The organism is Trichocoleus sp. DQ-A3, from assembly GCF_039961975.1.
Lineage (GTDB): Bacteria > Cyanobacteriota > Cyanobacteriia > Cyanobacteriales > FACHB-T130 > FACHB-T130.
The window spans coordinates 1-20,817 of the sequence record NZ_JAMPKC010000041.1; the positions used below are offsets into that span (position 1 = coordinate 1).

Consider the following 20,817-nt stretch of genomic DNA (forward strand, 5'->3'; position numbering starts at 1 on the left):
TTAAAAGGGAAGACATCAGAGCAGGCATACGACATCCTTGTACTGCAAGGATACGACAAAAGTTTAGTCGATCTTTGTCTGCTTGACTCAATGACTTTCATGGCTCATGTAGTTTCCGAAATGACTTCAATGATCAAACGCGGACTATCTCCAAATGAGGTTGCCAAAGCTTTACGAGGAAAGGGTTATCCAGAATCCCTCATCAAAACCTTTATGGAGATGTTCCTTAATCCTCCGCATTAATGAAGTTTTACCATTACCCCCGCAACGAACCTGCTGTGTCTGGTAATAGGTAGTAACAGTACCCATGCAATGCAAGCCCCTCCTAAAATCCTCTAGGAGGGGCTTGATGGCGATCGCTCCATAAAAGCAGCCTAGTTTCGGCAGTATTTTGTTCTAGCTATTAATTTTAAAGAATTAGCTAGAACACATTCATCATCCAAAATCATGTCAAAACGGTGCGGACTTTCGTTTGACTGTGGAGCAATGATGCAGCAACCAGGATTAGATCCAGGGAACTGCCCAAACTATCGAACGTGCGGATCTGTCGGAAGTGCAGATGAAGAGTTGGAATTTATTTGGGGTGAAAATCATGAAACGATTCGTCTGACTCGTTTGGAAGCGGCAATCAGGATGTTGAAAAGTCGAGGCTGTTCTCAGAATCTTGACTCGCTGGAAATCAATAATTTAATTAGTGAAATTCAATTTTCATTTGAGGCAGTAAAAGAGAGATTGGGTCAGTTTGAGAATGCTTATATCGCGCCCATTGGTTCAGAGGTTCACTCTTACAGTGTCAAACGCGGGAAAAAAGTTTATTTGTACAATAAACTGGCAGCGAGAGAAAAGATTTTTGGGGCAGCCGAAAGAGTAAAGGTTATTCATCTCAGCAACAATGATGACCCGCGAAATATTGAGGCTCGACTGGGGGTAGAACGGCGCAATCAACTGACCCAAGCGCGAACGAAACTAAAGGAAATTCAATTGCGATTAGCAGATGCTTTGGATCTGCTGGAATAAGTAGCGATCGCTTTCCTGTCGTCCCAATTGGGACGACACTGAAATCTCCTCTGGCTGCCCAGGCATAATTTCAATCTTCTTGCTCAAGTTCTGCCAAAGCTTGAGCAAGTAAAATTCGCAACACTTCAGATTTACTTCCTGCCTGTGTGGTTAGCAAGGTTAGTGAGCTGTCGATGTATCTTTGACAAAAGGTCTAGGCTGACTCTGATTCGTCATCATAAGTTGGTCGCTCCAACACTGGATCGCCATTAACAAACCTCGTCCCCTCTGGTGCCAACCATTCAAACAATTTGGCATCGAAGCGGAAGTCGAAACTTCGAGTTATTCAGCTTCCCCAATCAACGTGTATGCCGCCCAAGCGTTGGGTTGATTGGGATATTGTTTCATCGTCGTCAGCATCGCGCTTCGCAAAGCTTGGGCTTTATCCGAGTTTCGTTGCAAATTTCGATAAAATTCGGTCATCAACAACGCCGAAGGATTATCCGGGATCGCCCACAAAGTGACGATGACACTGGGAACACCCGCAGTAATTAAAGAACGAGATAATCCAATCACGCCATCGCCGGTGAGTATACCTTGTCCAGTGTCACAAGCACTCAAAACAACTAATTCGGCATTGAGCTTGAGATTCAAGATTTCGCTAGCGGTAAGGAACCCGTCATCTTGACCAGCAGGAGTCAGCGCGATCGCACCCGGTACACCCAACCCTTGAAAATCATCCAACAACCCGTGAGTTGCTAGATGAACCATCTTAGCTGTGGGTAGCTTCTGAACAACTGCGGCTTCAGTGGCTTGATTACCAGTCAGTGCAGTCGTGTTCAAGAGACGAGCAATCTCCATCGCTTCCTTCTCGGCACCCGGTAGCGGTGAAAGCGGTTGAGGCTTGTCTCCAATCTTCGGGGCAAGGCTAGGCATCGTGGGATTACCAACCACTAGGACATCCTTAGCTGATACTGGAACCTGTTGACGTTGCTGACGGGTTAACGCCAATACCTGAATTGAAGGAGCCGTCAGGAGAGTGTGTTGTTCGATTAAGTATTTGTTATTGGCATCTTGGAGGGCAGCAAAAGGAACCAGGAACAAGGATTTTTGAGGGATGAAGATGACACGAGCATTGGGGTCAGCAGGCAGGAGTTCTGCAATGGGTTGAATGAGGAGTTGGTGGAGTTGCTGTAAGCGTTTGGTTTGGCTGACTTCATCTATCAGCGACACTTCGATCCCACCGCGACCTCTGACACCCATCAATTCACGACTGTTGACAACTAATTGTGGAAGCGTCGTATTTTGCTGCTGCCACAAGGGTTTGAGGTCAACACGACGGAACGATACAACTCCTGAGGGCGGGATTACCCAAATATAAAGTTCTGATTCTTGGGTTTTTTCTTTACCCTGAATTTTGAAATCGTCATAAATAATCGAATATTCAACCAGGGTGGCATTTTGCTGTTGAGCGATTTGTTGAATTTGCTGGATGTTGGGTGGATTTGTAGAGACATTCGGCCCAGTAGAGGAAGTCGAGGAGAAGCGTGTCGCCAGTAGCTCCACAAATGCTCTGGCACGACCCCTTTCAGAAACTTCTAGAGCAATAGTGGGTTGATTTTGAGCAATCAGGACTTGTTGGAGCTGGCGATAGGCACTAGCTTGCTGCTCAAAAATCGACACTTTTTCGGCATCTAAGCCACCCAATCGTTCCCGGAGAGATTCCCAGACCTCAATTCCAGCGCGGAGGGTTTTTTCGGCTTGAGCAAGGTTGCCTGATTTCCGAAAAGCCAGTCCCAGATTGCTCAAAGATCGCCCCTCCTCGAAACGGTTTTTAATACCCAAAGCGATCGCTAAACTCTGCTGGTGGTAATCAATCGCCTTTGTGTAATCTCCCAAGGAATTGTAAGCAAGCCCCAGATTGCCCAGAGCTTGCCCCTCTCCCGCTCGGTCTTTCATACCCAAAGCAATTGCCAAACTCTGCTGGTGGTAATCAATCGCTTTGGCGTAATCTCCCAGAGAACCGTAAACACTTCCCAGACTGCTCAGGGAATTTCCTTCCCCTAAGCGATTTTTAATTTCCCGCGCGATTGCCAAATGCTGCTGGTGGTAATCAATTGCCTTGGCGTAATCTCCCAGAGCATCGTAAGCACTTCCCAGACCGCCCAGCGCATTTCCCTCCCCAGCTCGGTCTTTAATTTCCCGCGCGATCGCTAAACGCTGCTGATAGTAATCAATTGCCTTGGCATAATCTCCCAGATTATTGTAAACAGTTCCCAGATCGCCTAGGGATTGCCCCTCACCTTGGCGGTCTTTGATACCCTTAGCGATCACTAAACTCTGCTGATAGTAATCAATCGCCTTGGCGTAATCTCCCAGAGAACGGTAAGCAAGCCCCAGATTGCCTAGAGATGCCCTCTCCGCCGAACGGTCTTTGATACCCTTAGCGATTGCTAAAGTCTGTTGGTGGTAATCAATCGCCTTGGCGTAATTTCCCAGGAAATAGTAAGCAACTCCCAAACCTCCCAGAGATGCCCCCTCCCCCAAACGGTCTTTGATTTCCCGTGCGATCACTAAATGCTGCTGGTGGTAATCAATCGCCTTGGCGTAATCTCCCAAGGAAGCGTAAGCTATTCCCAGATTGGCTAGAGATGCCCCTTCCCCGAAACGGTCTTTGATTTCCCGGTCGATTGCTAAACTTTGCTGGTGGTAATCAATTGCCTTGGCGTAATCTCCCAGAGCATCGTAAGCAACTCCCAGATTCCCTAGCGCATTTCCCTCCCCCGCTCGGTCTTTAATTTCCCGTGCGATTGCCAAACTCTGCTGGTGGTAACCAATCGCTTTGGCATAATCTCCCAGAGAACGGTAAGCAAGTCCCAAATTGCCCAGAGATGCCCCCTCCCCCGCTCGGTCTTTAATTTCCCGCGCGATCACTAAACGCTGCTGGTGGTAATCAATCGCCTTGGCGTAATCTCCTAAGGAATCATAAGCATTTCCCACATTGCCTAGTGCATCCCCCTCCCCTAAACGGTATTTAATTTCTCGATAGAGACTTAGTGCCTGTTGCCAAGACTGTAATGCTGCCTCAAATTGACTGGTCTGAAACTGCTCAATCCCTTGCTGATACAGTCGGTCTGCTTCAGCTTTTTGAGCATCTGGAGTTTGCGCTAACGCCTGTGTGGTATGGAATGGGGCTGAAAAATTAGGCGCAAAAGGCGTTGCAGCGGTTGTTAAAACAGCGATCGCAGCGAAGAGTCTGATTTGGAGACGCACAGTTAACTCTGGGGGAAAGTGCAAGGATAAGATCGCTGTTTTAACCTATGGTAAAGGGGCGCGTCTAGTTATCGGTTGATGCGAGAGCATCGTCACCAGAATCAAGAAAGCGATCGCTTGCGGACTGCATCGAAATAAACTGCTACGACTTCAAAACCTGATAGTTGTACGTAACTAACCAAGTCTCTTTCTCGGCGCTCGCAACTTTGCTCATCCGTGGAAACGCGACAATAAATGGCAACCCGATACAGCTTTAACTGTCCCATTTAAACCCCTAAAAATTTAGCGACCAGGATGCTCTTTCCAGTGTCCGAAAAGTACCCCATTAATTGTCCCATTTAGGGAAGTCTTTAACTAAGACAACCTATTCAGCTAAGAGGGTGTTTTGGTTAAATTGATGTATATTGCCAAATTAAATGACATCGAGACAAATTTGTGTCATTGGTGCGAAGTTGCTCTACTGCAAGATTGCAGAAAAAGTTTGCGTGCGCGATCTATTGCCAGCTCCTTGGGGAATTGAAGAAGTATAAGCGGCTGAAATCACCTTAAACCTTGAATCAGACATAATTCATCAGAGGTAAGGTGGACTCCTCACAGAGCAGAAAGCGAAATCCTGTTTGTAACGAATAATAACGGATTAAACAAATTCCCCAAAGAAAGACTGATTGAGAACGAAATACAATCAGGTGCTTGAGAGATAACTCTTAAGTAGCAGTAATCTCCCCGCAGAAAATCCACGGGTGCGCTCGCGGCCTTCTCACCGAAAGGGGTTCCAATGGGACTCGGTTTGATTTCATTGGTAACTGGCACCACATTTAAAAAAGTCATCATCAATGGCATGACTGGAGTTTTGCAGTACGAGCAGAATCCCTCTCCAATCAGTTCTATTTCCTAGCCTTCTTATTCTCTAAAATTCTAAATTAGGAGTTGTAATGAAAAAAATATCACTTCGATTACTTATTGCTTGTGTCATTGCTTTTCCCCTTTGTTTTGTTGGTTATTTATTTCTTCTTATATATGCTGTTCCACATCTACTCCGTTCGGATAGTGCTTTCTTAACTTATTCTGGCTTTTATCTTCAATATCCGAGTCTGATTGCACAAGTGTCTAACCTTCAGTGTGTAACTAATGGTCAAAAATATGAAGACGAGCATTTCTACTACTGTCGTTTTAATGTGTACTCATCAAATATTGAGCGGTTTATTAAGGAGCGGAAATTACTGGCTCAGGAGTTTGAAGCTTGTGAAAACATAGATATATTTACGGGATTAGGGCAGTATTCTCGAAAACCTACATGGGGGCCGTCAGACCTTGAGGGTGAAGGAAAATGCTACGTAAGGGAACCCAATGATCGACTTTTGCTGATACACTCTCCGGAAAATCAACTTGTTTATATACAGGAGACTGGTTAATCAAGCTAGTTTTGTGCTGTTTTTAGATAAAAGGGTTAATCCTGAAAGCCCAACTGGTGGGCGTTCTAGCAAATTCAACTCTCGCGTTTCAAAGTCGATTACTTTCCAAGCCAGAACGCTTGATATATGAATTTCTCTCTGAATGGAAGGGAGTAAGAAAAGTACAGTATCCCTATGACTAGAGCATGGACTAATCTTACTCGATTTGAAAATTAGGTTAAATTTTAATTCAAAAATAGAGAAAACTTATGAAACGTACAAATGGACTTATTTGCTTTATTATTGTATTTCTATTACTAAGCGGCTGGCGTTTTTTTTACGAGTTATTATCTAGAATCACCTTTCCCGTTTTTTCCTTTGATTGATACAAAACTACCCGCAGGTTTTTCTCAAGCCAAGTTTGAAAGTATTCAAAATGGAATGACTAAAGCTGAAGTTTTAAAAATTTTACCGGCTCCTGTGCCTAGGAGAGAATATGATGAAGAATGGAGTATAAATGATAACGATTGGTATTATGGTCAAGATGATGCATGTTTTTTTGGAGATTTTGCTTGGTATGAATTTAGAATATATTTTAATGACGAAGGTAAGGTGAGTGGAAGATCCTATGAAGTACATATGAATTGAAGAGCAGTTTAGTTTCGCTGAGCTTCTGTTCTAGCTGGCTTATATAAAATACTAGCGAAAATACATTAATCACCTAAAACTAGGCAAAAAAGGTGGGGACTTTTGTTTGACTGTGAAGTAAAGATATAGCAGCCAGGACTTAATCCAGGTGACTGCCCCAACTATCGAACTAACTCAAGTCAATCCTCTTTCTTCCTCTTGCTTAGCCATTCATTGAGCAAAGATTCTATCAAACTACTTAAATTCAATTCACCTTGGCGCTGCCTCTTCTCCTTCTTCTCTTTCAGCAATTCAGTTTGAATCTCCAATAGTAGATCGTATGGGATTAGTGCAGATATTTGGGTAAAGTCAGGATTGCTACGTCGCCCTCGCGGTCGTCCAACTTTACGAGGTTCAATCGCTTCCGGTAGTGGTTCTATTGGAGCTGGTTGTATTGGAAGTTCTTCTTCTGGTTGCTCATCCTTGCTACGAGCTTGGTTAAGCAAGGATTTAAACATCGATTCGTCTTTACCTTTTTTCGGAGTCACTTCAGAACCTCCTTACCCATTGCTACATATCCTTTCCAACCGTCTAAAGCTCGTGGGTCGGGATAATCTTTTACTGTGACACCGAGTAAAGGCGATCGCTCAAAGGCAACCAATCTTTTGATTTCTGCTTTAAATATTGGCAGTTTTAAATCTTCTAAAGATTGTCGAGCATCTTTAGCGGCAGCGGAGCGTGCTGGAATCTGGGTCAGTAAGATTTTAAATTTAGCTCCCATTGGCTGCAAAACTTCGACTGTTTGTGCCAGGGCATCTAAATCCAATCCGCGTGGAGTTGTCGGCAGTACGAGCAGGTCACATCCATCGGCTAATTCTTCAAAATCTTCTGGAGAGGGTCGAGCTGCTGTATCGATAACAATGTGCGTATAGTCTTTGATATATTTGGGTGCTGCTGTTTCCGAGACGACTTTGAAAGGCAATTTCTCAGGTCGTGCCCAGGTCAGCGCCGAACGATTTTTATCTGCATCAATAAGCAAGGTAGGCGCTTTGGTTTGAAGGTAAGCTGCCAGATGAATAGCAGTAGTGGTTTTTGAACAACCACCCTTGAGGGATGCGATTGCAATAATCATGATGTTTTCAGAGGTGCTTCTACAAGCCTAGCTGAAACTATATTCCGCTGGAATAACAGTATTATGTGTATGCAAAATTATATATTTTTAAGTATTGAATAACTTTTGAGTATGCCAGAATGAGGGAGTTTGACTCCGCCTAATTGGACTCTTTTAGGCGAAGTTACTCTCAACGATGAACGAATTCATTAGCTAGAATTGAGCCGCAGATAGGTGTATAGAGACACGAAATGCTGAAGTAGTAGCGCCGCCTCAGTGGTAGGCAAGCCAATTGAGCCTACCCAACGCCGCTTAGATAAAAGATGAAACTATGTCCCAGATCGAAAAAGTTCGACAGCAAATTCTAAATTTCCTAGTTCGACAGCAGATTCTAAATTCCCTAAATAAAACAAAGCTCTATCTGTGGGGCAAGCAGCTCGCATCCCTGCTAGCAGAAATCGTGCAACTCCATTCCTTGACGAGTCTCAATCTGATCGGCAACCAGCTTGCATCCCTGCCACCAGAGATAGGGCAACTGCATTCTTTGATATATCTCGATGTGAGCGTCAACAAGCTCGCATCCCTGCCAGCAGAAATTGGGCAACTGCATTCCCTGACACATCTCAATCTAGGTAGCAACAAGCTCGCATCCCTGCCAGCAGAGATAGGGCAACTGCATTCTTTGACACATCTCAATCTAGGTAGCAACAAGCTCGCATCCCTGCCAGCAGAAATTGGGCAACTGCATTCTTTGATATATCTCGATGTGAGCGTCAACAAGCTCGCATCCCTGCCAGCAGAAATAATGCAACTGCATTCTTTAACAGAACTCCATCTGAGGAGAAACCAGCTCGCATCCCTGCCAGCAGAAATTGGGCAACTGCATTCTTTGACACATCTCAGTCTGGGTAGCAACAAGCTCGCATCCCTGCCAGCAGAAATTGGGCAACTGCATTCCTTGACATATCTCGCTCTGAATGGCAACCAGTTCGTATTCCTACCAGCAGAAATAATGCAATTGCATTCTTTGGAATATCTCTATCTGAGTGACAATTCCATTCAAGATTTTTCGGTGTTAGCCAATCATCCCAATCCAGAACTGAAGGTTTATTGTTTTGGTGTTGAGCTTCCTCGCCGCTACTGGACGCACCTGAGCCAGTGGCAAGCCGAATGGCTGCTGACCGAACCCAATGCGGAAGTCCGGCGAGTGTTGATTCAGCAGATTGGCTGCGATCGCATTTGTCAGGAGTTGGCAACGCAAACGCTCGATACTTGGCGCGAATATACCCTACTCAAAATTGATGCAGATATTGATGTCGAACCCATCCATCTGCTAAAAATGACCTGTCCCAGCACTGGAAACCTTCATGTCCTGCGCGTTCCACCTACCCTTACTTCTGCTAGAGATGCGATTCGCTGGGTAAACTGGGACGTTGACCCGGAAGCGTTTGCTGTGGAGACTTAGCTGAAGTTGTAGCAATGCGAGTTTGTTTAATCTAATTCGCCTTCACTTGAGATTCATTCGACGCCTGTAATATGTGGCTTTCGAGATGCCGAGGGAGTGACAAATTTCTTCGATTGTTTCGGGGTTGTTGTCAGCCAACTTGATCGCGGTGAGAATTTTCTCGTCAGAGTGTTTTTCTTTCCTGCCTCCCTTCCGACCTCTGGCTCTCGCAGCGACAAGTCCAGCATTCGTCCTTTCTCTAATAATCTGCCGTTCAAATTCTGCGATCGCTCCAAAGATGCTAAAGACCAACTTGCCGCCGCTGGTGGTTGTGTCGATCGCCTCAGTCAAACTCACAAAGCCAATGCCCCTGGTGTTGAAATCTTCAACCAAGGTTAGTAAATGTTTTAAGCTTCTACCAAGCCGGTCAAGTCGCCAGACAACCAGCGTATCTCCTTCACGAAGTTGATCAAGGCACTTGTCGAGTCCAGGTCTTGATTCTTTGGCTCCTGAAACTGTGTCACTAAATATTTTCTCGCACCCAGCTTTTTTAAGAGCGTCCTTCTGTAAATTCAAAGTTTGGTCGTTGGAACTCACCCGACAGTATCCAATAATCATTCAAAATGTCTCGTAACCCGTTTATTAATTATCTCATGAGACATAGATAAAAAGATGAGTTATGAGACACGTAGATGCGTGGTTTGAGGCTGGTTCTCTCCCCTTGAGAAACTTGTCTCATAAACGGTCGTTTTTAAGGCTAATGCGGGACTCAGATAATAAATGACTCTCATTCACTATCTTTAGTTTATTGATGGCGATCGCAACATATCTACTCTTCACGTCACCCATTTTGTGTTTGTGAGATTATGACGGTTAACACAGCTAAGCTTATTGCTTTTGATTTCTGTGCTGTGTAATAATAGTCCCTACCAGTAGTCTGCAATCGCGCGTAAGTAGGCTTTTAAATGTGACTTAGGATCACGCTGGAATGTAGAAAAAACGTACTGAGTACGGACTCTACCACTTCCCTCCGTTCGACGGAGGGAGGTAAAATTTTAAAAGTTCACAATACTGTTTTTCTATTTATACTTGTTGAGTTCGTATACTTTTCAAAAAGAGAAATAAAGTTGCTGTTCTTTGTACAGTTTCCCTTTGCTGATTTAAGGAAGTTTATTGATAATACAGGTCGATTGCAGTACCCAATGTGGCCTTTACCAACTCCTGATGCTGAGTTTGTCCGCTATTTTGGAACCATCAGAAGGCGAAAGCGTGGTGGAGTAGAAGGATGGATAGGAGAAAGTGAAATATGCGAAGCAGATAAAGCCTTACGATTTAGTAATAGCTTGCAATACACTACGAGTAGCCTCAATCCTAGTATTCTACTTAGATGTCCTTTTAAGAGATTATATTTTGATGGCAAAGCAGTAGGTAAATATGAAATTGGTATTTGCCCCAAAAGCCGTAATGCTTTGGAGTTCACTAGAGAGGAATTTAATAAGTTTACACAGTACTGTTTGCGACTACCAGTTCTAATTCAAAATCCTGATGAAACTATTGATCGTTGTTCTTTAGCTAGCGCAGGTAAACCTTTGGCTCGCTTATATACTTCGGCAACTACAAGTCAAACTTTTTTAAATAAACCGCATGATTGGTGGGTTGTACCTAGTGCCCCTCTGCTGTTTGTAGAATTCAATATAAAAGATATTAAGATACCTTTTTGGTCTAAACCAGTTATTACTTCCACGGATCACGAATTTCAGCTATTCCATTCCTTAGTTCCATATGCAGGGTCTTGGCTTCGCAAGTGGATACTTATTAGTTATAAAAATTTGTGGGGATTTAGAGAATATCATTATAATCGAGCTAGAGATTTACGGATAAGTCTTCTCCGTTTAAACGCCGAACACGAGTGCCTACGAATTACTTTGCGTAATATATTAAACAATCGTATCAATATTAATTCTAGAAGTATTCAGAGTGATGCTCTTCAAGATTATTTAAATACTGCAACAGCAAGAATTGCAAAGATAGAAACTGTTTCTACTAAAATTTTTGATACAGAAATCATGGAAATAGCGCGTGAATCTTTTAACAAAATAAGTCCTGGACAGAAAGACACCCTTTTACAAACTCTTGAAGGTTTGGATATTAGACCAAATGTATTTAAAAAGCTAGAAAGGTATACTAAACAGTGGGTAGGTTCAAGTGAGGTAAAAATTTGTATGGTCAACGAAGGGGATACATATAATATTGCTCAGTCTGGAGCTTCGGGTAGATATGCGCGTTCGGACAATAATACTTTTTATTACTCAGATCAAACTAAAACTCTCTCTGAGGCAGCAGCAGAAATTCAACAACTCCTTAAGCAGTTAGAGCAATCTAATCCTTCTGCCAGTGAGTCTGAAAAGATTGCTTACATTAATGACGAAACTACTCGCAGTTTCCAGCGTCGTGTTGCTAGCGCATTACAAGCAAGTGGCGAAACAGCGATTGATGAGTTTATTTTAGAAAACAAATATCTCAAAGTTGTGAAAGCAGCCATAAAAAGTTGGTTTCAATCAGATAGCTAAGTCTATCAAGCTATGTAGTTAAAAGCCTGGGGAATGCTATTTTACCTTGGGTTGTACTGCTGTCAAGATTATAATTTACAACCAACTACGTTTGTGGAAAAGCGGGCAGCAGTGTAATTTGCCCGCTTCCGACTAACTGAATGAACTGATTAAGCAGCGTGCTCTCGTTGTGTCTGCAAACCCTGATTGAACAGCAATTGAATTTCTACTACAGATAAAATCTTGGCTTGACCGTGCCGATCTATTTTCATTGAGGCTACCCATCAATACCCACGATCTACCGCAGTGAGGGGTAGCTTGTCTAGTAAAATCCAATTCCATGCCAATTAGCACAACCTGGAGCGCAATTAAAAACTACTTCATCTCTCAGTGAGGTAGCCGGGTGCATCGAGTCAATACTGCATTCAGTTTTGAGCTTCTATTTGAATCTATCCCAATCGAATCTGGAGTGAGATAGAAGGAGTGCAAATCAAGTGCCAATTGGCACGCGGATTATAGGTTGGGAAATTGCACTTCAAAGAGAAAAGCACAGAGCGCTGTGACGAGAGTGGCTGGAGCTTTGTAGTAGCTCGTCGTTTAGGAGCTAAGCAGAGCATTTATTTGGTTCAAACAGCCCTTAGTAGATTCTCCATCGCTATATTTGCGAATTCAGGAGGTGCAGGGCTTGAGGGGCACTAGCTTTAGGTTTGAAGTCCACGGCGCGGTGACACTATCTGCGAAGTGAACTTAACACTTTAAACCTAGCAACCTCTATAGCTAAAACAAAATGACACTAAACAGTGCCAGCATCCTGCTCAACCGTTCGTTCATCGTTATTTCTACTATCGCCATCCTAAACCTTGGCGGCGACCAAACTGCCCTCTCCCAAGCTCGAAATATAGCTACGTTAGGGAGGGCTATCTTGACTGAAGTTGAGGAGCAGTCAAAAGCTAAAAACTAAAGGAGGAACAACGGAGAAAGCCTCTAGCTCACAATAGCTGGAGGCTTCTTAGCTCGGCTGGCAAAATTGATACACAAGAGTTAGATATATACTTAAAAAATAGCTGAATAAAGCCAATTAGCTAAAAATTTATTGTTAACGAGGAAAAGCTATGACCACACCATTAGGATTTGTCCATATTATTGAATCACCATCTGCTGATGACCTTCTTGACGGGCGTACAGAGGGACGTATCCTTAGTGAGATTCTTGATCTTGCTGGAATTCCTTACTGCTACAGTTTGGTTACGAATTTAGAGACATTTGATAGGGCATTAGATGAACGTCTGCTAGATGCCTTCGAGGAATATCAAATACCTCCAATACTTCACCTAAGTATGCACGGTGACAAAAACGGCATTGTGCTATCTGATAACACTGTTCTCGCGTGGGATGGATTGAGAGAACTGTTAACACCTTTGAATAACGAAATGGAAGGCGAACTTTTAATTTGTATGTCCTCCTGTTTTGGTAGTGCTGGCTCTCAAATGGCAATGCATGAGGATACAGCTCAACCATTTTGGGCTTTGGTTGGTAACAAACATTCAGTCTCTTGGGAAGATGCAGCAGTTGCCTACGTTACTTTCTATCACTTGCTGTTTAAGGGTATTCCAGTTGAGGAATGTGTCGAACGAATGAAGTTGGCTTCTAACGATAATAATTTTGGTGTGTGGTCGGGACATGAAATAAAGGCAGATTGGACTGAACGTATGAAAAAAATGGATAGAAAACAATTATTAAAACGTCTCCGAGCGACTGGACGGAAAATCCGTCAAAGAATCGCTTCCACAAATTGACTTAATAATGCTGATTGTTAAAGAAGCAAAAAGGTAATCTAATCTAAAAGAATCTAGAAGTAGGAGAGGCACATAAAAAACCTCTGGTATATTACCAGAGGTTTTTCTGTACTAATTGGAACACACGATCTTAACCCTCTGTCAGCCTAATCCTACAGCACAACCCGAAACCAAACTCTAGTAACACCCTTTATCCAGTTCCTTGGCTGAATCAAAAGTCTCATGAAGCCGAAACTACAGCCAACTGCGATCGCCCCTACCGTTGCGAAACCTCCATGCCCCCCTTGTGATGAAATGCTGAGAGTCTGGGGCAACGGTGTTCACAAAACTAAGGACAGCAGTACCTTTAATTTTTGGAAATGTGGCACCTGCGGCGGAGGTTGGTCAACGCTGATTGCTTAATGAGCAGGTGTTTTTTAATGGCTTGGCTTAGAGGTAATGGTTTGCCAAAAGTTAGATATCACCTCCACTATATTTTTGGTAAAATTTTATCGCTTGCTGTGATTGTCCGATTCATAATATAAATTTTTTCATTTTTGTTATGCTTAGAATACTTAAAAGGTTTGCTATCCAGATAGTCGTATTGATTTTAATTGTTCTATTAATACTTGGCTTCGGCTATAGTTTAGTAGGGCTGGTAGGATTCTTTACCGTTTGTAATAATTCCGCTTTAAATACGTTTAGGTGCCTTCAAAAAAACTCATTTTTTGTAGTATTTTCAATAGTCTCTTTTTGTATTGGACTTGCATCTCTTTGGGGAATCAAAAAACTTCATATTTATTTAAAATCTATTTAAATGTTGTAAAGATTGGCTAAACCCTAAGATAACCAATAAAAAATCCCCTGCTCAGAAATAGCGAGGTTTTTTTGATAGCTGCAACTTCTCAGTTCTACTCTCTCTTGTCCAGCGCTGACCTCACAGCTCCTAAACTAAAGCTCAAAGCTAACGCAGTTTTAACTTGAGAAGGCTGAAAAGAATAGAGCGACAGTTGCAACTAAAGACTCTACGAATACACCCCAACCCGCGTATCTAGCAGAATGTAGTGACGTGTCTTGCGGCTCGATTTAAAATAACTTGCCATCAGGAGACTTAGATCCCTAATGTGCGGCTTGATCTAATTTCTCCTCCAATCCGGAATACGTATATTTCCCGGACTCGGACACTGGAGAGAGCATGGATAAGGTATTAACGGCTCCCAATACTTGTGAGTCTCTCACTTCTAGGTAATTCTGAAGTTGACTCAAATTCCTGTGACCTGACACTGACTGAACAATTCTTAAGGGGATTAGAGCATCGCTCATTTGGGTTAGGGCTGAACGGCGGAAACTATGAGATGAGACTCCTTCTAATCCGACACGCTTGCAAGCTTTTCTGAGTGCCTTATCAGCGGAGTCGGGTTGGAAAGGAGAACCGAAGCGACCGGGGAACAAGTAGGGTTGACTCGCCGGTGGCTGGTAGTTGGTGAGAAGGATACGCAAGTCATCAATGACCGGGATGGTGCGAGTCGCTAGTTTTCCTTTGGTGTTGCCCTTCCGAATGATGAGTTTTGGGCGAACTCTTCCGGCTGCGTCGTAGACATCAACAATTCTCAGGGTGCAGGCTTCTTGGATGCGGCAGGCACAAAATAAGCAGATGCCGAATAAGGCGCGATCGCGGGTGGTTTGCAAACCCTCATTGAATAATAATTGGATTTCTTCTACAGATAAAATCTTCGCTTGCCCGTGCCGATCTATTTTCATTGAGGCTACCCATCAATACCCACGATCTACCGCAATGAGGGGTACCCTGTCTAGTGCAACCCAATTCCGTGCCAATTGGCACAAGCTAGAGAGTAATTAAAAATACTGCATTCAGTATTATTTTAAGCAGCAAAATTTGCTACGTTATTAGCTTGAGATACTTTCTCTAACCATAACTTGTTATAGAAGTCTATTTCCTCTGGAGTAAATAAGAACTCGTTGTATGAACCATCACTGATCAAATAGATTAAAGCTGCTTGCTCAACGGGGTAAAGTGTTTTAATTGAAAGATAGTAAGCTGCCAACTGAAGAATCTTATCTTGTATCCAACTCAAAGAATTTTTCGGTTTCAAAGAAGTTTTGAAATCACTCAAGGTTAAACGCCCGCGATATAAGCCGAATTGATCTATCTTTCCCAAATATTTATGTTTAAAGTTTACAATTAATTGTTCTGATAAAAGGGGACTCTCGAAGAAAGGTAACACTTGATTTAACGCAGTCAAGTAGGGTTGATAGAGTTTATCAACAAGTGTCACTTTCTCTTCTGTCAAATATGAGTGAAGATAGGCGTGAATAGTATTTCCAGCTTTGATTGCTCCATCTCGAATACGTTTAGCTTCTGCTTGACCAACATTAGTTTCCCATCTCAAAAGGGATTCTTTTGTTCTCTTGTCTTGTGTTAATTTTAGAATATTGCTGACGCTATGATATATGTTTTGGTTATTTGGTTCTAAGCCTTGAGGTATATAACAAGACCAACAACCTAGTTTCACTCTCGTTAAAATAGGTAGCTCACCATCTTTAGCTTCTAAAGGATGCAATGTACCATCAAATTTTCGGTGATATAATGCAGAATCGGGCAATGTCATAAATTTTAGTTTTGCTAAGGTAGAAATTACTATTCTGGTAAAGGATAGTTTACTCTCTTTACCTGTTGAATTTGTGCTTCCAAACCTTGTAAGCGTTGTCTGAGCTTCTTACATTTTTTAGGTTCAGTTTCACAATGAAGTTCTTGACGAATCTGATGAGTTTTCAAATGCTGGCGATTGGGAACTTTTAATTCACCTTCTTTTGTGACGATTATGCCAGTTATCTCGTACGAATTTTTTCTAAAATAATACTTTTCTTTCTTTTTATTGCTTCTTAACCCACAGTGATGAAATTGCTTTTTTACTTCCCAAATTAATTCGCCAGATACCGAATTGCCTGAAATAGTAACATCATCCATGTACAGGGTTAAAGTGCAGCTAGCATTCCTAACTATCTCTCCTATTGTTTCCCACATATCTATGTGGGAAAAGTAAGAAAGAATAGGACTTAGTGGGCTGCCAGTTGGCAAATAACCTTTGAATGTTGATAATTTAGTTAAAATACCAGCAACATCAGAAGAACATTTCATCTGCTTATAGAAAAACCAAAAAATACTCTTTGCTGGTGTAGAGGGAAAGTATTTTTCAATGTCAAGACTCCTTACGACTACAGCACCAACATGAGCTTTAGCATTGCCAATGTGAGAATGACCTTGTGCAGGTGCATGTACATAATTTGGGAGTTGAATTCGTGTTAAGAGATTTTTAATTCGCTTTTGAACACGCTTCAAATCTGGCTTTGGCTCTTCTATATGTCGGATTTTTCCTCTCTTTTTGTCAAAGCGATTTTCCTCAATATACAACTCCTCAGAGCGAGTTAGATTATTTAGCTTACTTTGACTGATTTGCAGAAGGCTGGCAAGGTTCTTTTTAGACTTCAAGCAATAAAAAGGTGATTGATTTAATTCATACCCCGCTTGCTTAATCCTCGGCATATGAAAAATCGGATTTGTCTGCGATGAATTTTAAAATAGCTAAAACTTTAGCGGATACAAAAGTCCTTAACTTTTCTGTTGGGATATCTTTATTCAAGCTTTCCCCAAAGAACATAATTGAAGACACTGGCACATCGAATAGACCAGAGTAATTATTTAGCAATGCGAGAGTAGGATTTTTTTTTCCTGACTCAATTTCTGAAAGGTATGACTTGGATATTCCTAGCTTCTCTGCAAGTTCTTTCTGAGATAAATCGTGGAATACCCTCATTAACCTTAGAGCTTCATTCAACATAATAAGCCTCTTTTGATGCCTGGGGGTTGTGTAGAAAAGTTAGCAGTCTAATCCTGCAAAAGCTCGATAAGCCATTTTAAAATCTTAAAAATGACTGGACCAAGTTTGAATAGCAAGCGGAGCGTTTGGGGTTTGCGGAGCCATTGCAGCCACCGCTTACTTTTACGCTTTTTCGACTGCTTCTGCTGTTGGTTGGGAGTGTGACAGGATGTCATTTGGTTTCCTTAACGTACGGTGTTCGCATCTATTTACGTTGCCGCAAACAGATGTTTGCCATCGAACAAACCGGGAGAACAGCAGTTTTCACTTTTTTTACACCTGGCGCAGCCATTTGCCAAGCTTGCGCCTTATGTGTTTAGTGTTTTCTAACTAGCGTTCGTAGCTACCATGTGGACTTACTATGGTTACTGATCGCTGCTAGGCGTCACTGAAAAACACGGTAGAAGCTGATTTTTCAACTTCCTCGGATCGCTCAAGCGACCCAGTAAGTGGCAACTATCTCCTTCTAACCCAACTAAATTAACTGTATCACATTTTTTTGCGAACTCAGTTCGCGGAAAGCGATTTTTTTTAGCGCATACTACTTGCCTTTCCCGGCATAGGAGATCATTGGTAAGGCGGATACAGCTCCTCTAACTTCTTCTAGGCTCACTTCTAAGTAATATTTGCAATTCTTCTAAGTTACGGTGCCTAGACATTTCTTTTATGACTTGTAGCAGGATGCGTGCATCGCTCATCTGGTCAAAACTGTGCGTCAAAAGCTGTGAGTGCTAACTCCCTCGATTTCCAGGTGCAGGCAAGCGTCTCTCAAGATTCTGGCGGCGGAGTCTGGGTTGAGGTGTCCTCCTCCGTGGCGACCGGGGAACAAAAACCAGGTTCGGGGTGTGGGGTAGTAGTCTACTAACAGTGAGCGCAATTCTTCGATGACGGGGATGCAGCGAGTTGCTAGCTTGCCTTTGGTGTTTCCTTTGCGAATAATTAAATCGGGTCGCACGATTCCTTTGCGATCATAGACATCAGCGGTCTTTAGGGTACAGGCTTCTCGGATGCGACAGCCGGTGTAGAGGCAGATGCCGAATAAGGCGCGATCTCGTTCGGTCTGCAAACCCGAATTGAATAGCGATTGAATTTCTACTACAGATAAAATCTTGGCTTGACCGTGCCGATCTATTTTCATTGAGGCTACCCATCGATGCTCAATGATTTACCACGATTTGGGGGTAGCTTGCTAGCGCATCTTCTCAAGTCCTAAGACCCAATTGGGTCTTCAAGGCAAAAAAATGGAGAGCGCTAGACTGTGTTATTGATTGTGCAAAAACGCGCTATTGAAGCTGGGGTAGCGGCGTTCTCGCCCCACGACTTCCGCAGAACGTTCTGCTCGGATTTGCTGGACGCCGGGACTGATATTGTCACGGTGCAGAAACTCGCGGGACACGCTTCGCCCGTGACGACTGCCAAGTATGACCGACGCGGCGAAGAAACGAAGCGTAAAGCTGTGGAGCGGTTGGAGATTCCCTATACTCGGCGGGGGTGAGGGTGCGATCGCTGTGAACAGTTCTGGGGAACCAACGCTAAGCAAGCGGGATGAACTGCTACTAATCATTAATGCCCTAGTAGAGATAGACGAACGGCTACCTGGCACCAGGAACCGCATAAACTTTAGCGGCTCCCTATTCAGCAGCGATCATACTGGCTATCTGGCTGAGCAGTGTGAGCAGGTTGCAGACTGGTCTGCAACACAATTGATAGAATTTGCCTACTTGAAGTTGCAAGAGCTGAGACAGCGCTATGAGTAAGCCCGACTTCCAATCTATGAGTGACTTAGAGCTATTAGCTCACCTCGCATACCAATACCCATAGACAACTGACGAAGGTAAGAAGCTGATTCAGGAAGCAGTCAGTCCGGAAATCTTCAAGCTGATAACTCACCCTGAAGTCCAGAAAGCAGTAGTTGAGGCGCGATCACTATGAGTCCTGGAGAAAAAACTGCCGAGATTATCCCGGCAGCAGTCAGGATAGAGCGACTTCAAAACTCAGACTACGATTTGCAAGCCTGAACCAGTAGCCGAATTTCACGAATCAACACAGTTAAGCAAAACATCGTACCCAGTGCGACACTTCCCATTACCAATTGCTGCTGCATATCAGGAGAAAGGCTTGGGGACGGTGAAACTGTAGACTGCTCAGTGTGAGACTTAGAATCTAGATTGTTATTCATGGATTTTGCAGAACTTGTAAACTTCATACTTCTACTGTGAAGCAAAATCCTTGAAACCCTGACTAGGCAAAGCTTTTGCTATGATTCTCTTTTGAGTGTTTTATGATTGGCTTATGCTTTAATTATGATTAGTTAAGCATTTAATTGAGAGTAACTATTAATTCATGGCAGAAAATAATCTATGCCGGACAAAAAAGAGAATAAACTATATAGCTACTCTAGAAGGTATAGAAAAAGCAGAAAAAGCTTTGCAAAGAATAGGTTTTGATTCAAAATATAGTTTTGCTAATTCTATAAAATTATCTCGAACTACAATCACTAGGTTTTTTAGCCGAAAGCCTATTCAGTTTGATTCATTCAAGCGAATATGTTATGGATTAACTTTTGAAAAATGGGAACACATTGCGGAATTAGCAGCAGAAACCGAAGAAATTAAACAAGTAGAAAAAATACAGGTTAGTCCTATTCCTAGTAGTGAAGAGGGTTTGCAAACATTACAAACGCCTGCTCGTAAGATAACCGTTGTAGACGCAAACAATGTAATTAAAGTTGTAATTACCTTACAAGGTAACATAAACTCAATTGATAATTTAAAAGCTCTTACTGCAATTATAAAAGAATACTCAGGTAACACTATTAAAATTATTGATGTTCAAGAAGGAAGTATTAAACTAATTATAGAAGGTTCTCAAGAAGATATTGAACGACTTTTACTTCAAATTAATTCAGGGGAACTAATAGAAATAGATGGTTTTCCTATTGAAGACATTCAAATTTTGAACGAAAGAGTAGAAGATGACGAGAGTAGCCAACAAAAATGGCGTTTAGTGGAGGAAATTCGCAGTGACTCATTTCAGGGGCGAAACTTGGGAGGTGCCGACTTAAGTGATGCCGACTTAAGCAACGTCAAACTTAGTCATGCAAATCTAATCAATGCCGACCTGAGTGGTGCCGACCTGAGTGGTGCCGACCTGAGAGGTGCCAACCTGAGTGGTGCCGACCTGAGTGGTGCCGACCTGAGTGGTACCTACCTGAGGAGTGCCAAGCTGGATGGTGCCGATCTGAGTGATGCTGACCTGAGTGATGCTGACCTGAGTGATGCTGACCTAAACAACGCTCGGATCAAGAACGCTCAGTTCGGATTCAATTCAGGAATTTCTGAAGAAATGAAACAAAACCTAATCAAACGAGGAGCGATCATCTGGAGAATCTCCAGATGATCGTTCGGGTATCCCAGTTACCCCCAGTTCACTAACCAAGTTGTATTCTCCCAAAACCGACACCAATAACCCAAAACTTCCTAGCGGTAAATGTCTCAAAATCTTAGTATTGAGACACTACCCAGACTGTCTCAAAATAGTCTCAGAAGTCAGTGTTTCATTTTTATTGCTCAATTTGATTTTGAGACCAGCGACTATGAACAATCCCCTCCCTATAGGTCAACGATTAAAACTCACCCGCGAGTAGCAACGGAACAAAAACCTACGCTAAGCCCGAAACTTTTACGGGCTTAGGCTACATCCTCAAGAGTTATTTAAGTCAAAATTTGGACGTAATTGGAGGCGATCGCACC

The 20,817-nt window shown here is 42.8% G+C and carries 22 protein-coding genes and 2 pseudogenes; 12 read left to right on the forward strand and 12 right to left on the reverse strand.

Annotated features, from left to right (window positions below; genetic code table 11):
- Both NDI44_RS27055 and NDI44_RS27060 read left to right on the forward strand, forming a co-directional pair.
- A partial coding sequence (locus tag NDI44_RS27055) for a hypothetical protein (protein WP_206755328.1) occupies positions 1-243 on the forward strand: 243 nt, incomplete at its 5' end.
- A 243-nt stretch (positions 244-486) separates the two neighbouring features.
- Positions 487-1,017, forward strand: coding sequence for a hypothetical protein (locus NDI44_RS27060; RefSeq protein WP_348235336.1), 531 nt, complete (start codon positions 487-489; stop codon positions 1,015-1,017).
- Between the two features lie 321 nt (positions 1,018-1,338).
- Here the strand turns inward: NDI44_RS27060 and NDI44_RS27065 are convergent, their stop codons facing one another.
- Positions 1,339-4,269: a tetratricopeptide repeat protein gene (locus tag NDI44_RS27065; RefSeq protein WP_190416408.1), complete on the reverse strand. Its 2,931-nt coding sequence runs from the start codon at positions 4,267-4,269 to the stop codon at positions 1,339-1,341.
- A 101-nt stretch (positions 4,270-4,370) separates the two neighbouring features.
- Positions 4,371-4,535: a recombinase family protein gene (locus tag NDI44_RS27070; RefSeq protein WP_190416409.1), complete on the reverse strand. Its 165-nt coding sequence runs from the start codon at positions 4,533-4,535 to the stop codon at positions 4,371-4,373.
- Positions 4,536-5,201: 666 nt separating this feature from the next.
- Between NDI44_RS27070 and NDI44_RS27075 the strand changes: the two genes are divergently transcribed.
- On the forward strand, positions 5,202-5,681 hold the full coding sequence (locus tag NDI44_RS27075; protein ID WP_190416410.1) for a hypothetical protein: 480 nt from the start codon (positions 5,202-5,204) through the stop codon (positions 5,679-5,681).
- 357 nt (positions 5,682-6,038) lie between these two features.
- Positions 6,039-6,308, forward strand: coding sequence for a hypothetical protein (locus tag NDI44_RS27080; protein ID WP_190416411.1), 270 nt, complete (start codon positions 6,039-6,041; stop codon positions 6,306-6,308).
- A 179-nt stretch (positions 6,309-6,487) separates the two neighbouring features.
- Here NDI44_RS27080 and NDI44_RS27085 read toward each other — a convergent pair whose 3' ends face one another.
- Positions 6,488-6,835 (reverse strand): hypothetical protein, encoded by a 348-nt coding sequence (locus NDI44_RS27085; protein WP_190416412.1) that lies wholly within the window; start codon positions 6,833-6,835, stop codon positions 6,488-6,490.
- Entirely contained in the window at positions 6,832-7,419 is a 588-nt protein-coding gene (locus tag NDI44_RS27090) for a ParA family protein (protein WP_190416413.1), read from the reverse strand. The genes NDI44_RS27085 and NDI44_RS27090 overlap by 4 nt, the downstream gene beginning before the upstream one ends.
- A 310-nt stretch (positions 7,420-7,729) precedes the next feature.
- Here NDI44_RS27090 and NDI44_RS27095 point away from each other — a divergent pair, with 310 nt between their 5' ends.
- Positions 7,730-8,863, forward strand: coding sequence for a leucine-rich repeat domain-containing protein (locus tag NDI44_RS27095; protein ID WP_190416414.1), 1,134 nt, complete (start codon positions 7,730-7,732; stop codon positions 8,861-8,863).
- A 42-nt stretch (positions 8,864-8,905) separates the two neighbouring features.
- Here NDI44_RS27095 and NDI44_RS27100 read toward each other — a convergent pair whose 3' ends face one another.
- Positions 8,906-9,460: a recombinase family protein gene (locus tag NDI44_RS27100; RefSeq protein ID WP_190416415.1), complete on the reverse strand. Its 555-nt coding sequence runs from the start codon at positions 9,458-9,460 to the stop codon at positions 8,906-8,908.
- A 584-nt stretch (positions 9,461-10,044) separates the two neighbouring features.
- On the opposite strand from NDI44_RS27100, the gene NDI44_RS27105 reads away from it, so the two are divergent.
- Entirely contained in the window at positions 10,045-11,412 is a 1,368-nt protein-coding gene (locus NDI44_RS27105) for a hypothetical protein (RefSeq protein ID WP_339380905.1), read from the forward strand.
- A 161-nt stretch (positions 11,413-11,573) separates the two neighbouring features.
- Here NDI44_RS27105 and NDI44_RS27110 read toward each other — a convergent pair.
- Positions 11,574-11,663 (reverse strand): annotated as a pseudogene (locus NDI44_RS27110) (site-specific integrase); the annotation flags it as partial.
- A gap of 515 nt (positions 11,664-12,178) precedes the next feature.
- On the opposite strand from NDI44_RS27110, the gene NDI44_RS27115 reads away from it, so the two are divergent.
- The 3 genes from NDI44_RS27115 (at position 12,179) to NDI44_RS27125 (ending at position 13,589) form a co-directional block, all read left to right on the forward strand.
- On the forward strand, positions 12,179-12,352 hold the full coding sequence (locus NDI44_RS27115) for a hypothetical protein (protein WP_190416416.1): 174 nt from the start codon (positions 12,179-12,181) through the stop codon (positions 12,350-12,352).
- A 151-nt stretch (positions 12,353-12,503) separates the two neighbouring features.
- Positions 12,504-13,187 (forward strand): hypothetical protein, encoded by a 684-nt coding sequence (locus NDI44_RS27120; RefSeq protein WP_190416417.1) that lies wholly within the window; start codon positions 12,504-12,506, stop codon positions 13,185-13,187.
- Between the two features lie 222 nt (positions 13,188-13,409).
- A complete protein-coding gene (locus tag NDI44_RS27125) occupies positions 13,410-13,589 on the forward strand; it encodes a hypothetical protein (RefSeq protein WP_190416418.1) in 180 nt (59 codons plus the stop codon).
- 696 nt (positions 13,590-14,285) lie between these two features.
- On the opposite strand, the gene NDI44_RS27130 is transcribed toward NDI44_RS27125, so the two are convergent.
- The 5 genes from NDI44_RS27130 to NDI44_RS27150 form a co-directional block, all read right to left on the reverse strand.
- Positions 14,286-14,927 carry a site-specific integrase gene (locus tag NDI44_RS27130; RefSeq protein ID WP_190416419.1) on the reverse strand — a complete coding sequence of 214 codons (642 nt, stop codon included), beginning with the start codon at positions 14,925-14,927 and terminating at the stop codon, positions 14,286-14,288.
- 122 nt (positions 14,928-15,049) lie between these two features.
- Positions 15,050-15,796 (reverse strand): hypothetical protein, encoded by a 747-nt coding sequence (locus tag NDI44_RS27135; protein WP_190416420.1) that lies wholly within the window; start codon positions 15,794-15,796, stop codon positions 15,050-15,052.
- Between the two features lie 29 nt (positions 15,797-15,825).
- Entirely contained in the window at positions 15,826-16,731 is a 906-nt protein-coding gene (locus NDI44_RS27140; RefSeq protein ID WP_190416421.1) for a reverse transcriptase family protein, read from the reverse strand.
- Positions 16,718-17,026, reverse strand: a complete 309-nt coding sequence (locus NDI44_RS27145; RefSeq protein ID WP_190416422.1) for a helix-turn-helix transcriptional regulator — start codon at positions 17,024-17,026, stop codon at positions 16,718-16,720. The genes NDI44_RS27140 and NDI44_RS27145 overlap by 14 nt, the downstream gene beginning before the upstream one ends.
- 754 nt (positions 17,027-17,780) lie before the next feature.
- Positions 17,781-18,203, reverse strand: coding sequence for a site-specific integrase (locus NDI44_RS27150; RefSeq protein ID WP_242037235.1), 423 nt, complete (start codon positions 18,201-18,203; stop codon positions 17,781-17,783).
- A 120-nt stretch (positions 18,204-18,323) separates the two neighbouring features.
- On the opposite strand from NDI44_RS27150, the pseudogene NDI44_RS27155 reads away from it, so the two are divergent.
- A pseudogene (locus NDI44_RS27155) lies at positions 18,324-18,560 on the forward strand (site-specific integrase); the annotation flags it as partial.
- A 13-nt stretch (positions 18,561-18,573) separates the two neighbouring features.
- On the forward strand, positions 18,574-18,822 hold the full coding sequence (locus tag NDI44_RS27160; protein WP_190416424.1) for a hypothetical protein: 249 nt from the start codon (positions 18,574-18,576) through the stop codon (positions 18,820-18,822).
- A 242-nt stretch (positions 18,823-19,064) separates the two neighbouring features.
- Here NDI44_RS27160 and NDI44_RS27165 read toward each other — a convergent pair whose 3' ends face one another.
- Positions 19,065-19,244 carry a hypothetical protein gene (locus NDI44_RS27165; RefSeq protein ID WP_190416425.1) on the reverse strand — a complete coding sequence of 60 codons (180 nt, stop codon included), beginning with the start codon at positions 19,242-19,244 and terminating at the stop codon, positions 19,065-19,067.
- 164 nt (positions 19,245-19,408) lie between these two features.
- Here NDI44_RS27165 and NDI44_RS27170 point away from each other — a divergent pair, with 164 nt between their 5' ends.
- On the forward strand, positions 19,409-20,464 hold the full coding sequence (locus tag NDI44_RS27170) for a pentapeptide repeat-containing protein (protein WP_190416426.1): 1,056 nt from the start codon (positions 19,409-19,411) through the stop codon (positions 20,462-20,464).
- The last annotated feature ends 353 nt before the right edge of the window (positions 20,465-20,817 follow it).

Bases quoted from the DNA above. Each gene is read 5' to 3' on its own strand.
- NDI44_RS27060 (WP_348235336.1), top strand. From the start codon at position 487: ATGATGCAGCAACCAGGATTAGATCCAGGGAACTGCCCAAACTATCGA.
- NDI44_RS27070 (WP_190416409.1), bottom strand. From the start codon at position 4,535: ATGGGACAGTTAAAGCTGTATCGGGTTGCCATTTATTGTCGCGTTTCC.
- NDI44_RS27075 (WP_190416410.1), top strand. From the start codon at position 5,202: ATGAAAAAAATATCACTTCGATTACTTATTGCTTGTGTCATTGCTTTT.
- NDI44_RS27090 (WP_190416413.1), bottom strand. From the start codon at position 7,419: ATGATTATTGCAATCGCATCCCTCAAGGGTGGTTGTTCAAAAACCACT.
- NDI44_RS27095 (WP_190416414.1), top strand. From the start codon at position 7,730: ATGTCCCAGATCGAAAAAGTTCGACAGCAAATTCTAAATTTCCTAGTT.
- NDI44_RS27100 (WP_190416415.1), bottom strand. From the start codon at position 9,460: ATGATTATTGGATACTGTCGGGTGAGTTCCAACGACCAAACTTTGAAT.
- NDI44_RS27105 (WP_339380905.1), top strand. From the start codon at position 10,045: ATGTGGCCTTTACCAACTCCTGATGCTGAGTTTGTCCGCTATTTTGGA.
- NDI44_RS27115 (WP_190416416.1), top strand. From the start codon at position 12,179: ATGACACTAAACAGTGCCAGCATCCTGCTCAACCGTTCGTTCATCGTT.
- NDI44_RS27120 (WP_190416417.1), top strand. From the start codon at position 12,504: ATGACCACACCATTAGGATTTGTCCATATTATTGAATCACCATCTGCT.
- NDI44_RS27125 (WP_190416418.1), top strand. From the start codon at position 13,410: ATGAAGCCGAAACTACAGCCAACTGCGATCGCCCCTACCGTTGCGAAA.
- NDI44_RS27130 (WP_190416419.1), bottom strand. From the start codon at position 14,927: ATGAAAATAGATCGGCACGGGCAAGCGAAGATTTTATCTGTAGAAGAA.
- NDI44_RS27135 (WP_190416420.1), bottom strand. From the start codon at position 15,796: ATGACATTGCCCGATTCTGCATTATATCACCGAAAATTTGATGGTACA.
- NDI44_RS27140 (WP_190416421.1), bottom strand. From the start codon at position 16,731: ATGCCGAGGATTAAGCAAGCGGGGTATGAATTAAATCAATCACCTTTT.
- NDI44_RS27145 (WP_190416422.1), bottom strand. From the start codon at position 17,026: ATGTTGAATGAAGCTCTAAGGTTAATGAGGGTATTCCACGATTTATCT.
- NDI44_RS27150 (WP_242037235.1), bottom strand. From the start codon at position 18,203: ATGAAAATAGATCGGCACGGTCAAGCCAAGATTTTATCTGTAGTAGAA.
- NDI44_RS27165 (WP_190416425.1), bottom strand. From the start codon at position 19,244: ATGAATAACAATCTAGATTCTAAGTCTCACACTGAGCAGTCTACAGTT.
- NDI44_RS27170 (WP_190416426.1), top strand. From the start codon at position 19,409: ATGGCAGAAAATAATCTATGCCGGACAAAAAAGAGAATAAACTATATA.